The 8,470-nt window shown below is 46.0% G+C and carries 6 protein-coding genes and 2 tRNA genes; 7 read left to right on the top strand and 1 reads right to left on the bottom strand.

The window, feature by feature from the left end; translation table 11 throughout:
• From RIM23_RS30695 to RIM23_RS30680, 4 genes are all read left to right on the top strand, one after another.
• On the top strand, nt 1-267 hold a 267-nt coding region (locus RIM23_RS30695), incomplete at its 5' end, for a zinc ribbon domain-containing protein (RefSeq protein WP_446372294.1).
• Between the two features lie 23 nt (nt 268-290).
• Nucleotides 291-1,466 (top strand): cysteine desulfurase family protein, encoded by a 1,176-nt coding sequence (locus RIM23_RS30690; RefSeq protein ID WP_446372292.1) that lies wholly within the window; start codon nt 291-293, stop codon nt 1,464-1,466.
• A gap of 103 nt (nt 1,467-1,569) precedes the next feature.
• Nucleotides 1,570-1,641: transfer RNA gene (locus RIM23_RS30685), tRNA-Thr, on the top strand.
• 662 nt (nt 1,642-2,303) lie between these two features.
• On the top strand, nt 2,304-3,941 hold the full coding sequence (locus tag RIM23_RS30680; protein ID WP_446372290.1) for an MBL fold metallo-hydrolase: 1,638 nt from the start codon (nt 2,304-2,306) through the stop codon (nt 3,939-3,941).
• A gap of 167 nt (nt 3,942-4,108) precedes the next feature.
• Here RIM23_RS30680 and RIM23_RS30675 read toward each other — a convergent pair whose 3' ends face one another.
• A complete protein-coding gene (locus tag RIM23_RS30675) occupies nt 4,109-4,420 on the bottom strand; it encodes a DUF6679 family protein (RefSeq protein ID WP_446334900.1) in 312 nt (103 codons plus the stop codon).
• 1,559 nt (nt 4,421-5,979) lie between these two features.
• Here RIM23_RS30675 and RIM23_RS30670 point away from each other — a divergent pair.
• The 3 genes from RIM23_RS30670 (at nt 5,980) to fba (ending at nt 8,245) form a co-directional block, all read left to right on the top strand.
• Nucleotides 5,980-6,849: an aldose epimerase family protein gene (locus tag RIM23_RS30670; RefSeq protein WP_446372288.1), complete on the top strand. Its 870-nt coding sequence runs from the start codon at nt 5,980-5,982 to the stop codon at nt 6,847-6,849.
• 68 nt (nt 6,850-6,917) lie between these two features.
• Nucleotides 6,918-6,989, top strand: a tRNA-Lys gene (locus RIM23_RS30665).
• A gap of 176 nt (nt 6,990-7,165) precedes the next feature.
• Nucleotides 7,166-8,245, top strand: coding sequence for a class II fructose-bisphosphate aldolase (gene fba, locus RIM23_RS30660; protein ID WP_446372286.1), 1,080 nt, complete (start codon nt 7,166-7,168; stop codon nt 8,243-8,245).
• Nucleotides 8,246-8,470 lie beyond the last annotated feature (225 nt).

The raw sequence follows: 8,470 nt of genomic DNA, 5'->3' as shown, positions 1-8,470 counted from the left end.
CATTACCGCTTTGAAAGGTTCTTGAAGCACAAGGCGTTTGAGACGGGCAAAGTCGTACTTGATTGCAATGAAGCCTACACCAGTAAAACCGTAAGCTGGACAGGTGAAATCATTTCTAATCTTGGTGGAAAAAAAGTCATTGTTGGTGGTGATGGATTTCGGATGGACAGGGACATTAACGGCGCCCGTGGGATTTTCCTACGGGCTTTGGGAGATATCCCCTCTCTAAGAGCTTGTCTCTCAGAGTGCATTGTTAGCGAATGTTAGCAAAATTATATCGGCTGAACACTATGCAAATCTATCTCGATTACAGCGCCACGACACCCCCCCGCCCAGAAGCGATCGCGGCGATGCAAGGGGTATTGACTCAGCAGTGGGGTAATCCCTCTAGCTTACATGAGTGGGGACAACGGTCTGCTACTGTCGTGGAACAGTCGAGAATGCAAGTGGCTGGCTTAATTAATGCCCCAGGGGAGGCTTTGATTTTTACCTCCGGTGGCACAGAGGCAGATAATCTAGCCATTATGGGGATTGCCCAAAACTACAGAAAGCCCAAGCATATTGTGATTTCTAGCGTGGAACATTCCGCGATCGCTCAACCTGTGCGCTGGTTGGAAACTTGGGGATGGCAGGTGACACGATTACCTGTGGATAAACAGGGACGAGTAAATCCCCGCGACTTGGAAGACGCCCTGCTACCGAATACGGTATTAGTATCTGTAATTTATGGTCAAAGTGAAGTGGGGACGCTCCAACCCATTGAAACACTAGGGCAAATTGCCCGAAATCATGGGATACTGTTCCATACCGATGCGGTACAGGTGGCTGGACGGTTGCCCATTGATGTGCGACAGTTACCTGTGGATTTGCTGTCAATTTCAAGTCACAAGATTTATGGACCTCAAGGAGTGGGGGCGCTGTATGTAAGTCCCGGCGTTGAATTAGTGCCACTATTGTTGGGTGGGGGACAAGAAATGCAACAGCGTTCAGGGACACAGGCTGTTCCCGCGATCGCGGGATTTGGTGTAGCCGCCGAATTGGCAACAGCCGAACTGTCAACGGAAACACCTCGGTTAATTCGGTTGCGCGATCGCTTGTTTAATCAACTCAGCGACATCCCTTATTTAAAACCAACAGGTTCGCGACGACACCGCTTACCTCATCATGTTAGTTTTTGCCTAACCAATATCCCAGCATCCAGATTGAAGGAGGTAAGTGGTAAAACGATGGTGCGTCAGCTTAATTTGGCAGGGATAGGCATTAGTGCGGGTTCTGCCTGTGATAGTGGTAAACTCAATCCTAGTCCGATCTTATTGGCAATGGACTACAGTGAGTCAGAGGCATTAAGAGGCATTCGCTTAACGTTGGGGCGACAAACCACAGAAGCTGATGTAGATTGGACAGCGATGGTACTCAAGCAAGTTCTCGCCCGGTTATTGCCAGAACCTGTATTATTGAACGTTTGACCCAAGCAAGGCAGTCCAATAAGCTCTAATTTAACTTTTTCTCCCCAGCGTCCCTTTTACCTCTTCCCTACTGCTAATATAATTTGCTATGCTAAACGAAGTTGCTGGTGTAGCTCAGTGGTAGAGCAGCTGATTTGTAATCAGCCGGTCGCAAGTTCAAATCTTGTCACCAGCTTAGTGTAATTACTGACTTTTCCTAGATGTGGATAGGTTGGTTTGGATAAGAGGTTTGCACGCAGGTAGGCAAGTGCTTTCATCAGACTTCCCCCCCTTACCCTGTTGATGGGTGAAACGCTGATTCAACTTGAACATAAATTTCGTGGTAAGATGTGTATCTATACTGAATAGACCAAAATACCGACTGGTCAAAAATATTCAGTAGTGTTTCAGATCCTGTTTTTCAGATACAAGTAAGTAAACTATAGATGGATATCAAACTGATTTTAGTGGTCTTAACCATTCTTTTTACCGTATCTGCTCTCATTTTTGGCACCAAGAACGGTTTCTACGATTCAGACAACTATCACGGCAACGGTTCAGCCCACTAAGCTAGGATAAGTTAGCCCAGATATTTGCTACATCTTATTGATGAAGTAGCATACTGATTATTACCGTCAATACACTCGCCCGAGAGAATCAGGTTATTCTAAGATTTAACCGAAAAGATAAGGGTGGCAAGTTTATATACTGACTCTTACGAGTACAGTGTGGGGAACCCATCGCCAAATAAGCTAAAAGACGAATAAGGTTTAGAAGCATTGTTGATGTAGTTATGGTTCTTCAAGTGAGTTGGTTGTTAAGCAACTGTCACAGCATAGAACCGTCTTCTCAAAGTTCATGAGCAATCAACGCCCAGTGACATCCTCTGCTGAGGATGATCAATTAGCCTGTTTTGCCTATGGTGTTGGTCATGGTGCAGAAGGAGTTTGTTTGCTGGTGCAAATGGGACCCCACCGCATCCTACTCGATTGTGGGTTAGAAGACATTTCGCCTCTGAAAGCCCAAGCTAACTTGCCTGCGGATGTGGTTTTATGTAGCCACGCCCATAGCGATCATGCCAAGGGGTTGCTAGCACTGCACCAAGCCTTTCCACAATTGCCAATTTACGCCAGTGAAGTCACAACTCAACTGTTACCCCTGAACTGGACTTATTTACCTCCAAAGGAGATTCCCGGATTCTGTCAAGCACTTCCTTGGCGATCGCCGATTGAATTTCGAGAAGGATTAAGTGTACAGTTGTTTCCGGCAGGACATCTACCTGGAGCAACGGCATTTTTATTAACCTATACAAGTCCAAATCGCACCTACCGACTTCTGTATACGGGAGACTTTTTTATTTCAAATTCACGGTTGGTCGAAGGATTGTCAATTGAATCATTACGAGGTACAAACCTAGATGTCTTGATTATTGAAGGGAGTTATGGTACTGCCCGACATCCCCATCGACGCCAACAAGAGAATCAACTCGTCGAACGGATTGATCAAGCATTGGCTGCAAATCGTTCTATTTTGCTGCCAGTACCCACCTTGGGTTTGGGTCAAGAAATCTTGATGCTGCTGCGGAGTCATCACCAGTTTACTGGACGCAATCTGGATATTTGGGTAGATGGTACGGTTGCCAAGGGATGCGATGCTTACTTAGAGCTCCTACCTCACCTCCCCCCATCAGTACAAAACTTTGCTCGCCATCAACCCTTATTTTGGGATGAACGGGTGAAACCGCGTGTGCGTCGCCTAGATGAGCAGCAACGAGGTGCTATAGCGCGGGTCACCAGCATCGTTCTAACTGATGAAACGGCTGACTTGAGGGTTTACTGTCATCCTAACCCCACCTCTTGGACAGTGCTGCGACCTGAACGCCTGAGATATCCGCCTCCAACCAACGACTTGAGTAATACGGATGTAGAAACTTATCTGTTAACTGAGCATAGTGATTGTTTAGGAACCACTCAGTTAATCCATAATCTTCGTCCTCAGCATATTATTTTTGTTCATGGCTCTCCCACCTACCTGGCTGACTTAACGGGATTAGAAGAGTTACAAAACCGCTACCACCTTCATACACCATCATCAGGAACTCTGATTGAACTGCCAATTGGAGAGACATTTATACAACCCGCACCACCACCAGAAACCAATTACGAAGGGGAGCTAACGGAGTTGGGTACAGTGGTTACTATTACGTTACCAGAAGCAATTGCGGCTGATCCGCGCTGGCAAGATTTTGCCGATACAGGTTTAGTGGAAGCTCGTTGGCAAGGAGAAGAACTGGTATTACGCGGCTTGTCCCAACGTGAATTGCTCAATCAAAGCAGTTCGGTGAAGATGCCTGCTAATATTGAGTGTTGTGCTAACTGCCGTTATCAAAGGGGTCAGCGCTGTTGGAATTCTGCCTCTCCCCTCTACTCGTTCAAAGTGACACCAGAGGGATATTGTCCAGTTTTTGAACCGATTACACCTCCACCAGAAACTTAGTCATACCCAGTTGCAGTCAAAGATGTAATCTGTCATGGCTCCCAAAACCCTTCGCGACGTTCGATGGAACCTGATTTGTAGGGGCGGGTTTTACTATTAACGTTTGTTTTTTACCACCCAGATGTGACTAAACCCGCCCTTAGAAATGAAAAATGACACCTAATTTTTTAGTCTTGATTGGACTCGGGAAAACGCGGATGAATTTGTTCTGCTTCTGGACAATCGTCAGACACTAGTGGTTCAAAATTTCCGCGCGTCACAGAAGCAAGTTTTTGAGTAACTGAACCGATGCTTTCTAAGCGAACCATTTCCTCCCAGGAGCAAATTTCGTCTTCTTCATCAGTTTCGTAGCGGATTGTCACTAAATCCCCTTCAATATCGACAATATGAGCGCGTTCAATCCAACGTTGCTGATCCCGCAAGAAAATACAGACCTCACGACCATCGCAACAAAGTTGATAAATCTTGCGGTGTAGCATATTTGGCTTCTCCTTAGCAGATAACTCTTCCAACACATCGGGGAGCAAGTCGCTCCAGTTTTTAGAATAATTCAGGGACAGTTTTTATCCAAGCTTGGCTTCGGATAGCTTGACTCAATTTTCCCTCATCAACTGCTCCCATCCCTACTATTGTCATATTTCCCAGTCAATGCTTAAAAGCTTAACTGGGATTTAACCGGAATTTGGAGCATGAATGCAGGGTGTTTTTCATTAGACAAAAAAACCTTAATATCTTCAAAGGAATTGGGACAACATTGGCTATAATTCGGCTCAAGGTAAAGGTGGAGAGCAATTTTACCTGTGAGCAAATAACAGATATTCGAGGGATTGACATTGGTAAAAGGCAACACCAAGCAGAGTAAACCCAAGGAGGGGAAACCGTGTATTTCGCCATTGAGATTAGCGCACTTTGATCCAGGTTGTACATCCTGGCTGATAGGTATTTTGCATTAGACAGTGACATCATCTTACACTGACCCTAGGAATACAGTGCAAGCTTCCCTTAGCGTCACTTTTTGGCGACGCTTTTGGCATTTTACAGTCAGGAACATGGAAAAACCCATTTTATAAACGACTCAACCTTGTAGAAGTTTGAGTTTCTGACGCTTCATCTGACCAAGTTACTGTAGTATTACAACCTTAGTAGAGCTTGAGTCATCGACGGAAAGACGAGCGTTCTTCCTAACCTCGATTGTTATCACTAACAACACTATCAGTATAGCGTATACTTGATAATTGGCTATCCATTCCTACCATGTAGACGGGTAGGGAACTAGAGCCAATTAGGTTAAACTGGCGATTCATCCCGACGCTGGCATAAAAGTACGGCGCGGGATGAATCGCCGAATTCAGTTAAATCTAGATTTGTGTGAACCGACGACTCCCTGAATGGGGGCATCCAGCCTAGCAGATTTCAAAACTTGCCCTGAAACGTGAGGTCAAACCCTTGGTTACTGATCACTCTGTACTGAATCCCTGTTGAAGTTGGGGGGTTTAGACACCTGTTATCGCGCTTTGCCTGTGTAGATCAGGAAATGACAGAAAACGGTTATCATGAGCCTCCCGCTCAATTTTACCAGACTTCACAGCCTCATAAAGGACAGTCAAAGCCTCAAGATCTGCTGTTTGATAACCTTTTATTGCCAGAATTTGCCGGATTAGCCCCTCGGAAGCAACGCTGAGGCAGCCGGTTTTCAGAGCGGATTGGACAAGAGTACGAAGAATCATGGTAACCAAGCATTTGTAATCATAGGGGTATCCCTAACACTATCCAATATCTCCCTGTTGAAGACATTGATAAGTGTCTGTTGCTTGGTGTGATTCTCAGCTCAATTCAGAGTGATATGTGTCACGCTAAAACGAACTAATCGCCTGTAGGCACTCCTGAACCCTAAAATTACAACAATTGCTTATGTACTATACTAAAGGCTTTTTATTAAGGATTTGTAAAAATAGGACAGTTTTTTTGACAAGAGTTTGTTAAAGTTAGTCGTGCCGCTAACTCCAGCCGCTCAACTATTAAGGAAATCAACAGACAGATGTTTGCGATCGCCCTGAAACAGGAGCAATACTCAACCTATATCCTCACTGCCCAAGACTCCCAGTCTCGGTTGGAAGTCGTTCCCGAACGCGGTGGTCTGATTTCTCACTGGAGTATTCAAGGTCAGGACATCCTCTACTTTGATGCCGAACGGTTTCGAGAGCCGAGGTTGAGCGTGCGGGGGGGGATTCCGATTCTATTTCCCATCTGCGGCAATTTACCGGACAATACCTACACCCACCAAGGCAAACAATATCAGCTCAAACAGCATGGTTTTGCCCGCGATTTACCCTGGCAGGTTACAGAACGAGTGACGAATGACTTGGCTAGCCTGACCCTAGTCCTCAATAGTAACGACCAAACTCGCGCTGTTTATCCCTTCGACTGGCAACTCACCTTCACGTACCAACTGCAGGGCAATACCTTGACGCTTCACCAGCGCTATACCAATCAGTCTCCAGAGGTGATGCCCTTTTCCACAGGAGTGCATCCGTACTTCTTAACTTCAGATAAAACCCAACTGCAGTTTGAGATTCCGGCGGCGGAGTATCAGGATCAGCAAACTGGGCAAGTTTACCCCTTCACTGGCGGCTTTGATTGGAGTGAGGATGAAATTGACGTAGCCTTTCGGCAAGTCACGGGTCAATCGGCAACAGTGATCGATCAGCAACGGCGGTTAAAACTCACTTTGACCTACGGTGAACCCTATTCAACTCTGGTCTTCTGGACGGTTAAGGGCAAAGACTACTACTGTTTGGAACCCTGGAGCGCTCCCCGCAATGGATTAAACACAGGAGAAAATATCACCAAGTTGGCTCCTGAAGAGAGTTTGGAGACTTCGGTACAACTCAGCACCACTTTTTTTTGAAAAACCCTCTACATTTTTGGTGATTTCTGCTATTGTAGAAAACGGCGCGTGAAAACGCTTACAAGTGTGGGTCGCTAGCTCAGCGGTAGAGCACTCGGCTTTTAACCGATTGGTCTTGGGTTCGAATCCCAGGCGACCCATATTTCAGTATCCATTTTTTCATAAACGGAAACTATGGAGTTCATCAAGAAGCCTAATTTTAGAATCTTGACCAGATAATTTCCTATAAACTGAAAAATATCTTAAGATTATTCTAAGAATTAAGTTTCTAGATACGACTAGCTGACAAAACACCTAAAGTTAGGAGGACTTTTTTATGGCGCTCGTACCCATGCGGCTGCTTTTGGATCATGCGGCAGAGAATGGCTATGGCATTCCAGCATATAACGTAAACAACATGGAGCAGATCCTGGCGATTATGGAAGCTGCTGATGAAGCTGATAGTCCCGTGATTTTACAAGCCTCTCGCGGCGCTCGCAAGTATGCAGGTGAACTCTTCCTGCGCCACTTAGTCATGGCTGCAGTAGAAACCTACCCCCATATTCCTATTGCCATGCACCAAGACCATGGTAATGGTCCAGCGACTTGCTACTCAGCTATCCGCAATGGTTTCACCAGTGTGATGATGGACGGGTCCCTGGAAGAAGATGCCAAAACTCCAGCTAGCTTCGAGTACAACGTCAATGTAACGGCTGAAGTGGTAAAAGTTGCTCACTCTGTCGGTGTCAGCGTTGAAGGGGAACTAGGTTGTCTCGGTTCTTTGGAAACGGGTATGGGTGAAAAGGAAGATGGTCACGGTGCGGAAGGTAAGCTATCTCGCGAACAGTTGTTGACTGACCCGGATCAAGCCGTTGAGTTTGTTGAGCGCACTCAAGTTGATGCTCTAGCCGTAGCAATTGGCACAAGTCACGGTGCTTACAAGTTTACCCGTAAGCCCACGGGTGAAATTCTTGCCATCAGCCGGATTGAGGAAATTCATAGCCGTCTACCCAATACCCATTTGGTGATGCACGGGTCTTCCTCTGTCCCCCAAGAGTGGCTGGACATGATCAACCAATATGGTGGTGCAATTCCGGAAACTTACGGTGTGCCTGTAGAAGAGATTCAAAAAGGCATTAAGAGTGGTGTCCGTAAGGTTAACATTGATACCGACAATCGTTTGGCAATCACCGCAGCAATTCGCGAAGCGGCTGCCAAAGATCCGAAGAACTTCGATCCGCGCCATTTCATGAAGCCTTCTATTAAGTACATGAAGCAGGTTTGCTCAGATCGTTATCAGCAATTCGGTACGGCGGGTAATGCTAGCAAGATCAAGCAAGTTACATTGGATGAGTTTGCGGCTAAGTATGCCAAGGGCGAGTTAAGTGCTGTTACCAAGCAAACTGTAAAGGCTTAATCGTTGACCGAGTAACACCTATTTATAGCGAATCCCCCGTTAACAGGCGGGGGATTTTGTTGGTGTCTGAAGATCAGCTTACTCCTTTACCGTTCAAGCGATGGGTGAAGGCTCCCACGCTCTTTAGCTGGGAGATGAAACCGAGCGAACCGTCTAGGTAGCGAATAAATTCGCCAGTCAAATAATTCGGATAACGTTCTACTATTGTGGTAATGTAAATACAAG

It is taken from the genome of Coleofasciculus sp. G3-WIS-01, from assembly GCF_040223135.1.
Classification (GTDB): domain Bacteria; phylum Cyanobacteriota; class Cyanobacteriia; order Cyanobacteriales; family Coleofasciculaceae; genus Coleofasciculus.
Note: the sequence above shows the minus strand (reverse complement) of the source record. Positions and strands in the feature narration are given on the sequence as shown.